General features: G+C 66.1%; 1 protein-coding gene. It reads right to left on the bottom strand.

Annotation, left to right across the window (positions count from 1 at the left end):
- On the bottom strand, window positions 1–271 hold a 271-nt coding region (locus SB847_RS20855), incomplete at its 3' end, for a hypothetical protein (RefSeq protein ID WP_410578495.1).
- Window positions 272–283: the final 12 nt, after the last annotated feature.

The raw sequence follows: 283 nt of genomic DNA, 5'->3' as shown, positions 1-283 counted from the left end.
CCAGGATCGAGCCGACTCCGGCGTTGGCGGCAGCACGCATGTACCGGGGCCAGCGGTCCTCACCGTACACGTCCGGAACGTGAACGACCGTGGCTGTCCTCAGCGCGGACAGGCACGGCCCGTCCCCGAAACTGTTCTGCAGGTCATCGAGATTCCGCGCCTCCGCGTCGCTGGCGGCCACCGCCACGGGCCGCTTTTGACGGATGACAGTGACCCCGCAGGAAAGAGCGTTCCCCTCACCGGAAAGCTCGGCAGCAGTAACCTTTGCCATGTCCTCCAGGAA

The sequence above is a fragment of the Bacillus sp. SIMBA_026 genome, assembly GCF_046535335.1.
Taxonomy (GTDB): domain Bacteria; phylum Bacillota; class Bacilli; order Bacillales; family Bacillaceae; genus Bacillus; species Bacillus velezensis.
Note: the sequence above shows the minus strand (reverse complement) of the source record. Positions and strands in the feature narration are given on the sequence as shown.